This window comes from Brevibacillus sp. FIR094 (assembly GCF_050477165.1).
GTDB lineage: Bacteria > Bacillota > Bacilli > Brevibacillales > Brevibacillaceae > Brevibacillus.
In genome coordinates this window covers 67,273-83,420 of record NZ_JBEAES010000018.1, presented here as the reverse complement: position 1 = coordinate 83,420, position 16,148 = coordinate 67,273, and the positions used below count along the sequence as shown (strand labels likewise).

The following is a 16,148-nucleotide window of genomic DNA, read 5'->3' as shown; positions in this document are numbered from 1 at the left end:
GTGGGATTCAAATTTAAAGAAGTTGGTACGATCCTTTTTGTCATAAGCATTGTTGTCATGATGGTAATCCCACTTCCTTCAGCGCTACTTGATTTGCTGTTGATTTTGAATATCTCCCTTGCATTGACCATCTTGCTTGTGTCGATGTATACAAAAGAAACTTTGGAATTCTCGATCTTTCCGACGGTTTTGCTTATTACAACACTTTTTCGACTAGCCTTGAACGTGTCGACGACGAGAAATATTCTATCGCACGGTGAAGGCGGTAAAGTTATTGAAACGTTCGGTAGCTTTGTAGTCGGTGGTAATCAAGTCGTCGGTTTCGTCGTGTTTCTGATCTTGATCATCATTCAGTTTATCGTAATCACGAAAGGTTCTGAGCGTGTAGCTGAGGTAGCAGCACGTTTTACGCTCGACGCGATGCCTGGTAAACAGATGAGTATCGACGCAGATTTGAATGCAGGAATGATCACAGAAACAGAAGCACGTGTCCGCAGAAAAAAGATTGAGAACGAAGCTGACTTTTATGGAGCAATGGATGGTGCCAGCAAATTCGTAAAAGGGGACGCCATCGCGGGTATTATCATTTTTATCGTAAATATTATCGGTGGTTTTATCATCGGGATGCTCATTCACGATATGAGCTTTGCTGAGTCTGCCTCTCGATTCACTACCATGTCTGTCGGTGACGCACTGGTGAGCCAGATTCCAGCGCTCTTAATTTCGACCGCAGCGGGTATTATTGTAACGCGTTCCACTTCTGGTGAAGGTCTGGGTGAAGACATCGTCAAGCAAATGTTCAGCTTTCCGCGTCTTCTCTATATCGTAGCCGGGTGCATGTTATTGCTGGGTCTCTTTACACCGATAGGAATTCTGCCTGTACTTCCGGTATGCGGGATAATGGGATTTGCTGCTTGGAAAATGGAGAAGAATCAAAAGATGCAAATCCAAGAATCCGCCGACCAGGTGGAAGAGCAGCAATTGGAAGAAGTACGCAGTCCAGAAAGCGTCGTGAACCTGTTACAGGTCGATCCGATCGAATTCGAGTTCGGTTATGGCTTAATCCCGCTTGCAGATGTGAAGCAGGGAGGAGATTTGTTAGATCGGGTCATTATGATTCGAAGACAAATCGCACTCGAGATGGGGATCGTTGTACCGGTCATTCGTATACGTGACAACATCCAGCTTCGACCGAATGAATATATGATTAAAATAAAAGGCAACCAGGTCGCAAAAGGGGAAATCATGCTGGATCACTATCTGGCGATGAGCCCGGGGATCGAAGATGATTCCATTGTTGGTATAGAAACAGTAGAACCTGCGTTTGGATTGCCTGCATTATGGGTAACAGAAGAGAATAAGGAGATTGCTGAGCTGTCTGGCTATACAGTTGTCGATCCGCCATCAGTTGTGGCTACGCATCTGACAGAGGTTATCAAGCGACATGCACACGAATTGTTAGGTCGCCAGGAAACAAGAGCCCTGATCGACAATGTACGGGAGACAGCACCAGTTCTCGTAGACGAGCTGATTCCAAGTATGCTCGCCATTGGGGACGTACAAAAAGTATTGCAAAAGTTGTTGCGGGAAAAAGTGTCTGTTCGAAATCTCCACGTCATCCTTGAAGCACTTGCGGATCAAGCCTTGTATACAAAAGATCCAGATGTACTGACAGAATATGTGAGACAGGCGATGGCGAGACAGATCACACTCCAATTTACGGAGCCAGGGCAACCACTTCGCGTGCTAACAGCTGGAGCAGGATTGGAAAAAGCAATCTCTGAACGTGTGGAACAGTCTGAGCAAGGAAGCTATCTGGCGATGGATCCGGAAACGTCTCAGCGAATATTCCAAAACATGTCGACTGAAGTGAGCAAAATGATTAATTCGGGTCAACAGCCGATCATTCTTTCATCACCAGCGGTCCGAATGTACTTGCGTCAATTAGTAGATCGCATGATGCCAGACGTTCCCGTTTTGTCGTACAGCGAGCTCGAACCACATGTTGAAGTGCAAAGCGTAGGGATGGTGAACATTTCGTGAGGGTAAAACGTTACATGGTCGATTCGATGCCAGAAGCAATGGAAAAAATCAGGACGGACTTAGGAATGGATGCAGTGATTCTTAATTCCAAGCCGATCAAAACAGGTGGATTGTTCGGGATGTTTGGCAAACAACGAATCGAAGTAATCGCTGCTGTCGATGAAAAGGCATCCGAGCGAGAAAATCCAACAGTAGCAGCTGAACATCGAACCAACAACGTTTTGCCCAAATCGCAGACGGGTACGTACACGGCTGCTCAAGCGTATCGAAGACCGCCGGTGACAAAAACATCGGACAATCAACAAGTCGAATCAACAGGTAGGGAGCAGGTCGTAGCCGCGATGACACAAACCGCGGTTGCGACGCCTCCAAAAGAAGCGATCCTAGATACGAGAGCTGTGCAAAAGCAAGGAGAGCCAGTTGAGCAGTATGCTCCTGTCATGACATCACAAGAAAAAGCTTTACCCGCAAGCAATCATGACGCGATTGCCACTGAAATGCGAGATATGCGTCAAATGTTTCAAAAGCTGTTGGTGCATGACTTAAGTGAACAACTTCCTCCGGCGATACAGTCTATTCGTGCAAAGTTATTGAATCAAGAAGTGACTGAAGAGCTAACAGCGGAAATCATTCGAAAAGTAATGGAAATGTCGCAACCGGGTGAAAAGTGGACGGATGAAGAAGCGTTTGCTGTATGCCAAAAGATTATCACTTCGATGATCGAGCCATATACAGCCTCTTCGCCAAAGCTGGGTAAGAACGTACGGTATGCTTTCTTTTTCGGTCCGACAGGGGTTGGAAAAACAACGACCATTGCGAAGCTTGCGGCGAACAGCATGTTGAAGGAAAAACGAAAAATCGGCTTTATCACGGCTGATACGTATCGAATGGCAGCTGTAGAGCAATTGAAGACGTACGCAAACATTTTGAATGTTCCGCTGGAGGTTGTCTTTTCTCCGAGAGAAATGGCAGCAGCGATGGAACGCTTAAGCGATTGTGACCTCATTTTTGTGGATACGGCTGGACGAAATTTTCGCAACGATGAGTACGTGGAAGGCATTCGTGAATTGTTGGAGCATGGAAAAGACAGCGTGAACTACCTAGTACTTAGCTTGAGCTCCAAATTCAACGATATGAAAGCGATCGTCCAAAATTTTGCGGAAGTTCAAGTGAAGCAAGTCATTTTTACAAAAGCAGATGAAACGAACAGCTTTGGCACGATGTTGAATGTTTGTAAGGAGATGAATCTACAGCTCTCCTATGTAACGACAGGTCAAAATGTACCAGATGATATCGTTGTAGCTACACCCGAGCTGGTTTCAACGATGATTATGGGAGAGTAAGCAGATGCGTGACCAAGCAGAGCAACTCCGTGAGCGGATGCTACAAAACAAGAAGACACGACCAACTAGACTTGTGACAGTGACGAGTGGAAAAGGTGGTGTCGGCAAGTCCAATTTTAGCTTGAATTTTGGACTTGGTTTGATTGAGAAGGGTCATAAGGCGGTTTTGTTTGACTTGGATCTGGGTCTGGCAAATCTGGATGTATTAATGGGAATTACACCAAAAAAGAATCTGTTTCATTTGTTAGAGTCGGATACGACTGTTTGGGACATTATCGAGCACGGGCCAGGAGGCTTAGAATTTATCGCGGGTGGTTCTGGATTTACGCAGATTATGCAGTTAGATGATCACAAGCTTGATCGCTTATTCTCGCACCTGGACCCGCTGCAAGGCTATGCCGACACAATCATTTTTGATACGGGAGCAGGTTTTTCAAAAGAATCCATGCGATTCATGCTCTCCTCAGACGAGGTCATTCTCGTTACCACCCCCGAACCGCCAGCGATAACGGATGCATATGCAGTAATCAAGATGCTACACGCACGTAATCCCGCTGTCTCCATTCGCTTGGTGATAAACCGAGCGTCGTCGGAGAGAGAAGGGAGAATGACGGCGGACAAGCTTGCGATGGTTTCCAAACGCTTTTTGAATATGGATATTCAATCGCTTGGATATGTTTCGGATGATCCTATTGTTTCAAAAGCTGTTAAACTGCAGCGTCCTTTTCTACTTACATATCCACAATCGCAAGCCGCGAGAAGCATACGAAATCTGGTAGAACAGTATTTGGATCGTCCGGTTACTTCAGATGCTTCTGTCAGTGGTCTCAAAGGTTTTCTTGCGAAGTTGAGGCACTTCATACGATGAGACATAAAAGTAGGAAGGGAGCGACATTCGAATGAGCAAAATCCGCGTTCTCGTTACGGACGATTCTGCATTCATGCGTAAAGTGATTTCGGACATTTTATCAACGGATCCTGAGATTGAAGTGATTGATCGAGCTAAGAATGGACTCGAATGTATTGAAAAATGTAAGGAACTGGCGCCGGATGTGCTCACACTCGACATTGAAATGCCGGTTATGAACGGTTTGGACGCTCTGGAAAAGCTGATGAATGAGTGTCCGGTTCCGATCGTCATGTTGAGCAGCCTGACAAAAGAAGGGGCCGAAGCTACGATTCATGCGTTGGAGCTAGGCGCGTTTGACTTTGTAACGAAGCCTTCTGGTCCAATTTCTCTGGACATTCACAAAGTGGGCGATCGTCTTATCGAGCGCGTGAAGGCTGCGGCAGCATCGAAAGTGCGTTTGAGAAAGCAGATCCCTCGCGTAGTCAAACCGGTATCTTCCGAATCCAAAGCCGCACCGGCATCTCCAGTAATACGTACGAAAATACCGAGCCCGCCTGTTGTGATGCGATCACAAGTGGGCGGAAAGGCAAGACTGGTGGTTTTAGGTACTTCCACGGGTGGGCCTAAAGCATTGCAGAGTGTACTGACTGCAATTCCGGCGAATTTTCCGGCACCAATTGCCATCGTTCAGCATATGCCAGCAGGTTTCACAAAATCGTTAGCAAATCGGCTAGACTCGTTATGCCACATTCGAGTAACCGAGGTTGTCGATGGCGAGTATTTGGAAAATGGTACAGCTTACATCGCTCCAGGAGGCTTCCATTTCGAAGTTCGACAAGTAAATGGGAGACTTCAGGCCTATTTACATCAAGAGGAGCCACGAGGCGGTCACAGACCGTCTGTCGATATCCTGTTTGAATCAGTCAGTCAATTGACAAATGTAGACAAATGGGCAATCATCATGACAGGCATGGGAAATGATGGGACTAAAGGGCTAAAGCGCATGAAGGAGCTTGGCGTTGTCACAAGTATTGTCGAAGATGAGTCGAGTTGTGTCGTATACGGAATGCCACGGGCAGCGATTCAAGCAGGCTTGGCAGACAACGTGGCCCCATTAGAAAAGATTCCAGAGCTGTTGTGCAAGCTCTTGCACTGATTTTTGGGAGGTGGATCACCTATGGATATGAATCAGTATTTGGACATGTTTATTGAGGAGTCAAAGGAACACCTACAGGCAATCAACGCCAACTTGTTACTCTTGGAAAGTGATCCGGGCAATATTGGCCACGTCAAAGAGATTTTTCGTTCCGCTCATACATTGAAGGGGATGTCGGCGACCATGGGCTTTGAAGACATGGCGAGTTTGACTCACGAAGCGGAAAATGTTCTTGACCTGATTCGAAATCAGAAGTTAACGATTACCAGTGATATTATGGACGCTATTTTTCAGAGCGTAGATTTGATTGAAGGCATGGTCATCGATATCACAGAAGGTGGAGACGGTTCAGCGGATGTATCCGCTATTGTAAAGAAGCTGCGGGCAATTGTAGCTGGGGACTTTTCAGCTGAGCAGGAAGTAGCAGCTGCTACGATGGTAGTGGAAGCACCCCAAGAGGAAAGTACACCAGCTGAAGATCATGAGCTGGATGATTATGCAATGATGGTCTTGAAGCAGTCGCAGGAGCTCGGAAATAACGTTTTGTGGATCAAAGTGACATTGAATGAAAACTGCTTGCTCAAGGCTGCTCGCTCTTACATGGTTTTTGATCAATTGGAATCCATGGGTGAAGTGATCAAAACGAAACCAGCTGTTGAAGATATCGAGAATGAGCGATTTGAACAATCGTTTGAAATCGCCTATGTGACGGAGCAATCGATTGAAAAAGTACGAACCACGATTCTTAACATTTCGGAAATCCAAGATGTGACAATCGAAACGATTCAATTGAAGAGTGAAGCTCCACCGGCTCCCGTAGTGCAACAGACACCAGCGCCAGCTGAAAAAGGAGCAGCAGAAGCTCCTCAAGCACCTGTGAAGAAGGCGGCGGCAGGTGGAAAAACAATTCGTGTGGATATCGAACGCTTGGATATCTTGATGAATCTGTTTAGCGAATTAGTTATTGACCGCGGTCGTTTGGAGCAGTTGGCACGCGAGATCGGTAAGAATGAACTGCAGGAAACTGTGGAGCACATGAGCCGGATTAGTGGCGATTTGCAAAACATCATTCTGACCATGCGCATGGTTCCGGTGGAGCAAGTATTCAATCGTTTCCCACGTATGATTCGCGATCTGCAAAAAGATCTGAATAAAAAAGTGAATCTGGAGATTATTGGTGCGGAGACAGAATTGGACCGTACCGTCATCGACGAAATCGGGGACCCACTCAATCACTTACTGCGTAACTCGCTTGATCACGGGATTGAGTCTCCAGCAGATCGGAAAAAGGCGGGTAAGCCAGAGGAAGGAAAAATCGAGCTCCGCGCTTTCCACAGTGGGAACCATGTATTTATTGAAGTAAAAGATGACGGTGCTGGAATCAATAAAGATAAAGTTCTCAAAAAAGCGCTTGAGAGAGGGATTGTCAACCCTGCTACTGCAGATAGCATGAGTGACAAGCAAATCCACGAGTTGCTTTTTGCAGCAGGCTTTAGTACAGCGGAGGTTGTATCTGATATTTCCGGTCGTGGTGTTGGACTGGATGTCGTTAAGTCCAAAATTGAATCATTGGGTGGTAGTGTCGGCGTAGATTCTGTGCGCGGTCAGGGCACGACTTTCCTCATTCAATTGCCGCTTACGCTCTCTATCATTTCCGCGATGCTGGTACAAGTGAAAGATGAAAAGTACGCTGTCCCACTCAGCTCTATCATTGAGACGGCTGTATTTAAAAAAGATCAAATCATGATGGCCCACCGTCAAAAAGTGATAGACTTCCGGGGACGTGTAGTTCCGCTCGTTTCGCTGCAGGACATTTTCCAAGTGCCTGATAATGGAGAAACGACGGAAGATGAAGTGGCAGTCGTCATCGTACGTAAAGGTGAGAAAATGGCAGGCCTTGTCGTCGATTCGTTCATCGGTCAACAAGAGATTGTTCTAAAATCTCTCGGCAAATATCTGGTCAATGTATTTGCTATTTCAGGTGCAACGATCCTGGGAGACGGTCAGGTCGCACTCATTATAGATTGTAACTCGCTGATTAAGTAAAAGGAGGGGTAGCCACATGCTCGATCAAAAAGAAGTCATTAGCGAAGTCAAAGTGATTGTCTTTCGATTGAAGGACGAAGAGTATGGCGTAGAGGTTCATCAGGTCAAATCCATTGAAAAGCTGGAACACATCACAAGAGTTCCGCGAACGCCTAGTTTCGTCAAAGGGGTTATTAATCTGCGTGGCGTTGTGACACCGATTATCGACCTGCGCAATCGCTTTAGTCTTGAAGAAGGCGTCTATTCCGAAGCAACTCGAATCATTATCGTGGCCGTAGGTGAATTGGAAGTGGGTCTCATTGTAGATGCTGCTAACGATGTTATCGATATACCAGTTGATGCGATTGAACCGCCTCCAGAGGTTGTTGGAGGAGTGGAAGCTGCTTATTTGCGAGGCGTCGCTAAGCTGGATAAACGACTGTTAATCCTCTTAAATCTCGATAAAGTATTGAGCACTGAGGAAATCAAGCAGTTGGATGCAATTGAGGGGTAAGTAAAATGGGCGATTTTACGAAGTTTGGAGATTTCCAATTTGACGTTTTACGGGAAATCGGGAACATCGGTGCTGGTCACGCTGCCACGGCTCTCTCCAAGCTCATACAAAAAGAAATAGATATGAAAGTTCCACAAGTTATGATCATCCCCTTCGACGAAGTTGCAGATTGTGTAGGAGGAGCGGAAACTGTTGTAGTGACCGTCTTCCTCCGGGTTGAAGGCGATTGTCCAGGGAACATGTTTTTCATCCTTGATTTGGATTCTGCCAAGCACCTGCTCGAACAAATTACAGGAATTAATAAAGATGTGTACGAGTGGGAAGAGCTGGAGATCTCAGCGCTTCATGAGATTGGTAACATCTTAACAGGCTCTTATCTATCATCGTTAGCTGATTTTACACAATTAAATTTACAACCGTCTGTACCTGCACTTGCTGTGGATATGGCTGGAGCTATTCTAAGTTATGGATTAATAGCGTTGGGTCAAGCGGGTGACTTTGCCCTCACGATTGACACCGCTTTTTTCGAAGGCAATGATCAAGTAAAAGGGAACTTTTTCTTAATTCCTGATCCTGAATCGCTCCCAATACTATTTCGTTCATTAGGGGTTCCGTTCGATGGAGATTATTAAGATAGGGATGGCTGATCTTGGTGTGGCAAAGCCGCCGAGTAAGCTGCGTACTACCGGTTTAGGTTCTTGCGTAGGGGTAGTACTCTACGATCATATCCATAAAATTGCAGGAATGGCACATGTTATGCTCCCTGAATCGTCTTTGGCTAAAAGCGGGGAGCTAACGATAGGCAAGTATGCGGATACAGCAATCCCCCATCTGATTCAGTTGATGGTGAAGGCTGGTGCTGAGACCAGACACACAGTTGCGAAATTGGCTGGCGGTGCACAAATGTTTGCATTTTTAGGGAATAATGACACCATGCGGATTGGGCCTCGGAATGTAGAGGCGTGCAAACTTGCATTGAAGGATGCTCATATAAAGATCGTGGCAGAAGATACAGGGGGAAACTGCGGTCGGACAATAGAGTTAGATGCCACAAACGGCATTCTTCAAATCAGGACCGTAAATCAAGGTGTGAAGGAAGTATAACAAATGTTAGGAACCATTTGGATTAATTTTGGATTAGGAATGCTCGCATTTCTTGTGACGCTGGGTACAGCTGTGGCGAGTAATGTCTGGCTCGTATCACTGGAGAGAGCTGGTATCGCATTTGTCCTATTCTTCCTCGCTGCATTTCCAATTCGTTGGTTGATCGCAACATTCATACAGTCCTCTGCTCCACCAATGGTTACGGACACGCTAGAGGGGACAGGCTCTCCTCTAGCAGAAGGTGGGGTCGTACTGGAAATTGGACAACAATTAAAACAGGAAGATCTAACATTTGCACCACTCTCAATCAACAAGATGGAAAGGATTCATCCTACTGAGGATCCAGCCACCGTTGCAGAGGTCGTTAGGCGCTTATCAGATGAGTAAAGGTTGGTGACTATTCGTGGCACGGCTAACCAGTCAAGAAAAAGCAAAAGAGTTCGATAAATGGGTCATGTGGAAGCAAGAGGGAAGTCGCGAGGCGGAAGTTGACTTGATCACGCGGTTTTTGCCACTGGTAGATAAGGTGGCAAATCGGTTGGCGATTAATCTGCCAGCAAATGTGGACAAGGATGACTTGATTAGTTATGGGCGCTTTGGACTATTGGACGCTTTGGCTAAATTCGATCATACCCGGGGTCTCCAATTTGAGACGTACGCCATGTGGCGGATTCGTGGTGCAATGATCGATGGACTACGCGAGAACGACTGGATCCCTCGTACTGTTCGAGACAAGGCCAAAAAAATCGAAGAAGCATACACCACCTTGGAACAGCAAATGCTGCGAATGCCAACCGATCAAGAAATATCTGATTATCTGGGAATAAGCAAAAAGGAGCTTCAACAGGTTTTCTTGGAAACCTCTCTTGCCAGCATGGTTTCTATCGATGAGGCAGTAGGGGATGAAGACGAACAAAAAACAGCAAGACATTCGTATATCATCGACGAGCTCACACCACGCCCTGATAATGTGGCGGAAGTATCCAGCTTAAAAGAGGTTCTTGTTACGGTCATTGACAAATTGCCAGAAAAGGAACGACTGGTCGTCTCCTTGTTTTATTTCGAAGAAATGACCTTATCAGAAATTGCGGAAATCATGAGCTTGTCACCTTCAAGAATATCCCAGTTGCACTCCAAAGCTCTTTTCCGACTTCGTTCTGCGTTGTCCAGATGGAAATCACAATTGATGTAAGAAGAAATTACCCAAGCTTGAGAGGGGTAGAATGATGGAAGGGATCGGGAAATATAAAATAGAAGTAAAAATTTCAGCTGATAAACTGGAGGCTGAGGTTCTTCTACGTGTGGACGAACAAGATATCGACGAAATTGTCGTCTTGGAAACCGATGTATACAAAGCATTACAGGCAAGCAATGTGAAGTATGGAATTCTCGATGATGTGGTTCAGAACTTGTGTATCTTACCTGCGAAATATGCAAACGCGAGAGTAAAGATTGCCCAAGGGATTGCTCCGGTGGCCGGAACCGATGCGACTATCGAGTACCCCTATTTGGCATCTATTAATGAAGGGGAAGGTCCAAAAGAGTTAGAGGATGGCCGGGTTGATTTTTATAATGTAACGACGATTCCCAACGTGGCAAAAGGGCAACTCTTGGCACGTAAAATATCAGCAAGCCAGGGACAACCAGGCAAAGCAGTTACCGGAGAGCCCATCGCTCCCAAAGCCGGCAAGGAAATAAACATAAAGCCTGGGAAAAATGTTGTGCTCAATCAAGAGCGGACGATGCTATACGCCGCCATTGACGGACAAGTCTCCTTTACGGAACAGGCAAAAATGAACGTGTTTCCCGTATTTGAAGTAAACGGGGATGTTGATTTTGGTGTTGGCAATATTGATTTTGTGGGAACGGTGGTCATTCGCGGGAACGTATTGAATGGCTTTCGCGTAAAGTCATCAGGAGATATACGCGTACTTGGCAGTGTAGAAGGGGCAGAGTTGTACGCGGAAGGCTCCATTGAAATCAAAAGTGGGATTGTCGCCCAGGACAAAGGCTGCATTGTTGCGGGGAAAGATGTCCGGTCCTCCTTTATTCAAAGCGCCAATGTAACGGCTGGAAACAAAGTGATTGTTTCGCAAAGCATCATGTTCTCAACCGTACGAGCCGGAAAGCAAATCATTTGCAAAGGGGCAAAAGGCTTCATCATTGGCGGTGTGCTGCAAGCTGGGGAAAAGATTGTGGCTCGAGTATTTGGGAACAGCAGCGCCACTCCTACGATACTCGAAGTAGGAGTAAAACCGGAATTAAGACAAGAGCTAGCAAATATTCAAAAAGAACTACAAAATGTGTATGAAAATTTACGCAAAACTGATCAAGGTCTAGGGGTTATTAACCAGATCCTCCAAGTCAGCAAAGAACTTCCATCAGATAAACGTCTCATGCAAGTTAAGCTAACCAATACTCGTTTGGTTCTGGAAAAAGAAAGCAAGGAACTGGAAGCACGCAGAAATGATATTGAACTTGAGCTGAAAGGGGAAGGCCCAGCAGCCATTGAAGCATATCATGTCATGTATCCAGGAATCAAAATGACGATTGGAAAGTTGATGCACTTTATCAAGCACGAGTATGCCAGAACGCGATTTATTGTGCTAGACGGTGAAATTAGCACAGCGACTCTTATCTAATCCAGGATGCTAACATACTTAGTGTGACAAAGGGAGTTGGGGCCATATGAGTTTGAAAGCGGTTGAATTGCAGGTGGCAATACCACGTACGCTAGAAGTCAGCCGAATTCAGGAGCATCAGCAACAACGAACCATGCATGAACAGCAATCAATGATTGACCAGCGAAGAGACCTGGATAAACATATGCGCCAGAGCCCGAGCGATATTGAGCAATCACAAAAGAACCAGATACGCGAACGAGAAAAAAAGCAAGGACAGCAAGAGCATCAGGACAAAAAAGAATCCGCTGGAAGTCAATTGTCCGAATCGAGCGAAGGTGTATCTACGAATGCTGATCTCATGAGAGATCCATTGCGTGGACGTATTATAGATATTTCTTTATAAACGAAGTCAAGCCAGAAATAAAGGTGGACAACATGGACGTAGTGTATCCCATCCTGATTGGAGCAGGAATGATCAGTATGCTTCTTGCTTTTGTCATTAAAAAGAAGCAGCCTGTTGACTCCTTTTCCTCAATACCGACACAACGCACGACGGACAAGGACGAGCTCGAAAAAAGCGTGCAGCGTCTTCAAAAACAGCTAAAGCAAGAAACCAATCTTCTTGCTGCAGAATGGCAGGAGATGAGAGTGGATCTTCTTGAGGATATCGCTAGTTTGCGCAAGCGATTAGACAATATGGAAGAGCAATCGCAAAAGAGAGAAAGTCACAAGCAAGAGGCTCCAAATGAAACGAATAGGATAGAACCAGCCCCTCAAGTTCATGAGGTGGATATGCTGGCACTGCGAGAACGTTATCGCCGTGCCTTTGAGCTGAGTAAAGAAGGTTTGTCTCGGGATGAGATCGCAAAACGACTCGGTGCCGGCAGAGGGGAAATCGATTTGATCTTTTCCTTAGCTGACAGGCATGAGCGGGGTCTTGCCGATGCGTAAACAAGAGCTATTATTTGGATTTGGAGCAGGACTGATTGTGGCTACCTCCATTATTGGACTGTTAGCGCCTAAGCAAACTGCGCAAGTACCAGCCCTGACTGTCGATCAAATGAAAGTAGCAGCACAAGAACTGGAAATGGTCGTACTTACATCAGAAGAATACAAACAGTGGCAGGAAGAAAAGAAAGTAAACGTACAGCCAGCTCCTGGAGTGCCTAAGGAGCCAGTTGCGCCAAAGGTAGGTCAAACAGTGGCGCCTGTGACTAAGCAACCGCAGACGCCAACTGTACAGCCTACGACTCCTGCAGCTTCATCGGAACAAAAGGTGATTCCGCCAACGAATCCAGAGAGTAAGAACGGTCAGCCTACTCCAACTGTACCAAATACGCAGATACCAACTTCACCCACTACATTAGCACCTAAAGCTCCGACAGTAGAAGCACCAGTAGTAGATAAGAAGGTTTCTTTCACTGTTCCTTACAAAGCAACCGCAGAGGATGTAGCACAGATTCTAGTAAAGGAAGGAATCCTTCCTGCCGACAATCAATTTGTGGCACAGCTCCGTGCGAGCGACAAGCTAAATCGCATTCGTGTGGGTACCTATGAAGTGTCGAGCGCCACTAAGGAAGCAGACATCGTCAAGTTGATAACAACGCCGCCTAAAAAATAGGCGGTTTTTTCAATGTAACCAAATGTGTCCATTTGTCGTCCGCCAAAAAGGGGCAAAACTTTTTTTACGAAATAAATGGAATTCGTTTGTTGCAATTGAAACTCCCATATGATATATTCATTTACGGTGTTGAAATCGCACGTCCACCAATTCCGGCAACGGTGCTGCCAATGGCAGAATTGCTAGGAACATGCGGTGAGGCGGAGGTACGCATCACAAAAACCATTTTTGAAGGAGGTGTGAAATATGGCAGTAATTTCGATGAAACAATTGCTCGAGGCTGGTGTACACTTCGGTCACCAAACTCGTCGTTGGAACCCGAAAATGGCTCGCTATATCTTCACCGAACGTAACGGAATCTACATTATCGACCTGCAAAAAACCGTTAAAAAAGTAGAGGAAGCGTACAACTTCGTACGTGAACTCGCTCAAGACGGCGGTAAAGTGCTCTTCGTTGGTACGAAGAAACAAGCACAAGAATCCGTTAAAGAAGAAGCAGAACGCACAGGTCACTACTTCATCAACAACGTTGGTTGGGTGGTACCCTGACAAACTTCACAACCATCAAAAAACGTACATCTCGCTTGGCTGAGCTGAAGCGCATGGAAAACGATGGTACTTTCGAAGTATTGCCTAAGAAAGAAGTTATCGTTCTGCGCAAAGAAATGGATCGTCTGGAAAAATTCTTGGGCGGTATCGCTCACATGGATAAACTGCCTGACGCTCTGTTTGTTATCGATCCTCGTAAAGAGCGCATCGCTGTAGCAGAAGCTCGCAAATTGGGTATCCCAATCGTTGCAATCGTAGATACTAACTGCGATCCAGATGAGATCGACTACGTGATCCCAGGTAACGATGATGCAATTCGCGCTGTAAAACTGCTGACTGCTAAAATGGCAGATGCTCTGCAAGAAGGAAACCAAGGTACAGAGCAACAAGCAACAACAACTGCGTAAGCATGTGTGTAAAATGGGTGGACTGAGGGTGTCAGAACCCCCGTCCATCCTTTTTTGTTGAATATTGTTGCCGTGCAGGATTAGCACGCAACATGCTTTTCGACTATAATAAGATCGTAACTTTTCGAGGAGGTTTCACTCAATGGCAATTAGTGCACAAGCTGTTAAAGAACTGCGCGAGCGTACAGGCGCAGGTATGATGGATTGCAAACGCGCGCTGGAAGAAACAGCAGGCGACATGGAAAAAGCAATTGACTTGCTCCGTGAGCGCGGTGTAGCGAAAGCAGCAAAAAAATCTGGTCGTATCGCAGCAGAAGGTTTGACTGCAACAGCGGTAGCTGGAAACGTAGCAGCAGTTGTTGAAGTAAACTGCGAAACTGACTTCGTAGGTAAAAACCCTGAGTTCCAAGCACTCGTTAAAGACATCGCTGAGCACGTTGTATCCCAACGCCCTGCATCTGTTGAAGAAGCGTTGGAGCAACCTTTCAAAGGTGCTGGCGAGACTTTGGGTCATGTAATCAACGAGAAAATCGCGACTATCGGAGAGAACATCTCCTTCCGTCGTTTCGTAATCTCCGAGAAAACAGACAATGGCGCATTCGGTGCTTACCTCCACATGGGTGGTCGTATCGGCGTTCTGGTTACTTTGGAAGGTACACAAGACGAGACACTGGCTCGCGACCTGGGCATGCACGCAGCAGCGTCCAACCCACGTTTTGCTAACCGTGAAGAAGTTTCCGCTGATGAGATCGAGCGTGAGCGTGAAGTTCTGAAAAACCAAGCACTGGCTGAAGGCAAACCTGCTAACATCGTTGAGAAAATGGTAGAAGGCCGCCTCTCCAAATTCTTCGAAGAATACGTACTGGTTGAGCAACCATTCGTAAAAGATACTGACAAGAAAGTAGCTGTTCTGTTGAAAGAAGCAGGCGCTACCTTGAAAGGATTCGCTCGCTTCCAAGTAGGCGAAGGTATCGAGAAGAAACAAGAAGACTTCGCAGCTGAAGTAATGGCTCAAGTTAATAAGCAATAATAAAGGTTATAGGGAACACCTTCGTGTTCCCTATTTTTAAAGCGAGAGTTTCACTTTGTGTGAAACTTTCTGCATGTAAATAGCAGTATGCACCTGTTCCCAATTAGAAGGAATGCAGACTGGGCACAGAGAATGATTCATGAATGGAGGCCGTTTCACATGCCACTTCCTGCCTATAAACGGGTTGTGTTAAAGTTGAGTGGGGAAGCTTTGGCGGGGGACTTAGGGTATGGTATTGACCCAAAGGTTATTTTCTCCGTCGCTAACCAGATCAAGGAAATCGTAGAATTGGGTGTACAAGTCGCTGTAGTCGTCGGAGGAGGTAACATCTGGCGCGGACTTTCCGGCAGCTCGAAAGGCATGGATCGGGCAACAGCCGACTACATGGGGATGCTGGCCACAATTATGAACTCACTCGCCTTGCAGGATGGGTTAGAAAAAGTGAACGTCCCGACTCGTGTTCAAACCTCGATTGAGATGAGACAGGTAGCAGAACCATACATACGCCGTCGTGCCATCCGTCATTTGGAAAAAATGCGTGTGGTCATCTTCGCTGCCGGTACTGGTAACCCTTATTTTTCAACGGACACGACTGCTGCCCTTCGCGCGGCTGAAATTGAAGCTGAAGTAATCCTGATGGCGAAGAACAAGGTAGACGGTGTGTATTCTGCAGACCCGAGCCTTGACCCGACTGCTCAGAAGTACGACCAGTTAACATTCCTGGAAGTGCTGAACAAAGGATTGGGTGTCATGGATTCTACAGCATCTAGCCTGTGTATGGATAACAGTATCCCGTTGATCGTCTTTAACATTTCTGAAGAAGGCAATATTCGCCGGGCAGTAATGGGCGATAAAATCGGTACTCTAGTGAAAGGGGAATAA

The 16,148-nt window shown here is 46.2% G+C and carries 16 protein-coding genes and 1 pseudogene; all 17 read left to right on the top strand.

What is annotated here, in order from left to right; translation table 11 throughout:
* The 17 genes and pseudogenes from flhA to pyrH all read left to right on the top strand — a co-directional run bounded on the left by flhA (position 1) and on the right by pyrH (position 16,148).
* Positions 1-2,043 (top strand): flagellar biosynthesis protein FlhA, encoded by a 2,043-nt coding sequence (flhA, locus tag ACQ5DJ_RS17545; protein ID WP_429843602.1) that lies wholly within the window; start codon positions 1-3, stop codon positions 2,041-2,043.
* Positions 2,040-3,386, top strand: coding sequence for a flagellar biosynthesis protein FlhF (gene flhF / locus ACQ5DJ_RS17540; RefSeq protein WP_429843601.1), 1,347 nt, complete (start codon positions 2,040-2,042; stop codon positions 3,384-3,386). The genes flhA and flhF overlap by 4 nt, the downstream gene beginning before the upstream one ends.
* A 4-nt stretch (positions 3,387-3,390) precedes the next feature.
* Positions 3,391-4,254 (top strand): MinD/ParA family protein, encoded by an 864-nt coding sequence (locus tag ACQ5DJ_RS17535; RefSeq protein WP_429843600.1) that lies wholly within the window; start codon positions 3,391-3,393, stop codon positions 4,252-4,254.
* A 31-nt stretch (positions 4,255-4,285) separates the two neighbouring features.
* Entirely contained in the window at positions 4,286-5,392 is a 1,107-nt protein-coding gene (locus tag ACQ5DJ_RS17530; protein WP_429843599.1) for a protein-glutamate methylesterase/protein-glutamine glutaminase, read from the top strand.
* A gap of 21 nt (positions 5,393-5,413) precedes the next feature.
* The gene (locus tag ACQ5DJ_RS17525) at positions 5,414-7,438 is read left to right on the top strand and encodes a chemotaxis protein CheW (RefSeq protein WP_429843598.1); all 2,025 of its coding nucleotides are present in this window, start codon (positions 5,414-5,416) and stop codon (positions 7,436-7,438) included.
* Between the two features lie 16 nt (positions 7,439-7,454).
* Entirely contained in the window at positions 7,455-7,931 is a 477-nt protein-coding gene (locus ACQ5DJ_RS17520) for a chemotaxis protein CheW (protein WP_429843597.1), read from the top strand.
* A 5-nt stretch (positions 7,932-7,936) separates the two neighbouring features.
* Positions 7,937-8,563 (top strand): chemotaxis protein CheC, encoded by a 627-nt coding sequence (locus tag ACQ5DJ_RS17515; RefSeq protein WP_429843596.1) that lies wholly within the window; start codon positions 7,937-7,939, stop codon positions 8,561-8,563.
* Complete coding sequence (locus ACQ5DJ_RS17510; protein WP_007719270.1) at positions 8,550-9,035, top strand: chemotaxis protein CheD; 486 nt, start codon at positions 8,550-8,552, stop codon at positions 9,033-9,035. Before ACQ5DJ_RS17515 ends, ACQ5DJ_RS17510 begins: the two co-directional genes overlap by 14 nt.
* Before the next feature lie 3 nt (positions 9,036-9,038).
* Positions 9,039-9,422: a hypothetical protein gene (locus ACQ5DJ_RS17505; protein WP_429843595.1), complete on the top strand. Its 384-nt coding sequence runs from the start codon at positions 9,039-9,041 to the stop codon at positions 9,420-9,422.
* Positions 9,423-9,438: 16 nt separating this feature from the next.
* Complete coding sequence (locus tag ACQ5DJ_RS17500) at positions 9,439-10,227, top strand: FliA/WhiG family RNA polymerase sigma factor (RefSeq protein ID WP_173624780.1); 789 nt, start codon at positions 9,439-9,441, stop codon at positions 10,225-10,227.
* A gap of 31 nt (positions 10,228-10,258) precedes the next feature.
* Positions 10,259-11,677: a DUF342 domain-containing protein gene (locus tag ACQ5DJ_RS17495; protein WP_429843594.1), complete on the top strand. Its 1,419-nt coding sequence runs from the start codon at positions 10,259-10,261 to the stop codon at positions 11,675-11,677.
* Positions 11,678-11,723: 46 nt separating this feature from the next.
* On the top strand, positions 11,724-12,062 hold the full coding sequence (locus ACQ5DJ_RS17490; protein WP_429843593.1) for a hypothetical protein: 339 nt from the start codon (positions 11,724-11,726) through the stop codon (positions 12,060-12,062).
* Between the two features lie 32 nt (positions 12,063-12,094).
* A complete protein-coding gene (locus ACQ5DJ_RS17485; protein ID WP_429843592.1) occupies positions 12,095-12,610 on the top strand; it encodes a DUF6115 domain-containing protein in 516 nt (171 codons plus the stop codon).
* On the top strand, positions 12,603-13,280 hold the full coding sequence (locus ACQ5DJ_RS17480) for a DNA polymerase III subunit gamma/tau (RefSeq protein ID WP_429843591.1): 678 nt from the start codon (positions 12,603-12,605) through the stop codon (positions 13,278-13,280). The genes ACQ5DJ_RS17485 and ACQ5DJ_RS17480 overlap by 8 nt, the downstream gene beginning before the upstream one ends.
* A 246-nt stretch (positions 13,281-13,526) precedes the next feature.
* Positions 13,527-14,236 (top strand): annotated as a pseudogene (rpsB, locus tag ACQ5DJ_RS17475) (30S ribosomal protein S2).
* A gap of 142 nt (positions 14,237-14,378) precedes the next feature.
* A complete protein-coding gene (tsf, locus tag ACQ5DJ_RS17470; RefSeq protein WP_429843590.1) occupies positions 14,379-15,266 on the top strand; it encodes a translation elongation factor Ts in 888 nt (295 codons plus the stop codon).
* Between the two features lie 159 nt (positions 15,267-15,425).
* On the top strand, positions 15,426-16,148 hold the full coding sequence (pyrH, locus tag ACQ5DJ_RS17465) for a UMP kinase (RefSeq protein ID WP_144614577.1): 723 nt from the start codon (positions 15,426-15,428) through the stop codon (positions 16,146-16,148).